Genomic DNA, 328 nt, shown 5'->3' on the forward strand with positions numbered 1-328 from the left:
ACCACGGCACAGAGCGTCCGGGACGCTTACGAGAAGGCCTATGGCGGGGAGCCCTTCGTCCGTCTGTTGCCGGAGGGGCAGTGGCCGTCCACCGGTGCGGTGCTCGGGTCGAACTCCGCGCAGATCCAAGTGGCCCTGGACGAGTCCGCGGGCCGCGTCATCGCCGTCGGTGCGATCGACAATCTGGCGAAGGGGACGGCGGGTGGTGCGGTGCAGAGCATGAATGTTGCCCTCGGGCTGGCCGAGGAGCTGGGACTTTCCACGACAGGGGTGGCTCCGTGAGTGTGACGGCGGCGAAGGGCTTCACGGCGGCGGGCATCGCGGCCGG

1 protein-coding gene is annotated in these 328 nt (G+C 69.8%); it reads left to right on the forward strand.

Annotated features, from left to right (window positions below):
* Window positions 1-282 (forward strand): Asd/ArgC dimerization domain-containing protein (locus HN013_RS32255; protein WP_398981261.1); only part of this gene is annotated, 282 nt, incomplete at its 5' end.
* Window positions 283-328: the final 46 nt, after the last annotated feature.

The sequence above is a fragment of the Streptomyces sp. I05A-00742 genome (assembly GCF_013055795.1).
GTDB lineage: Bacteria > Actinomycetota > Actinomycetes > Streptomycetales > Streptomycetaceae > Streptomyces.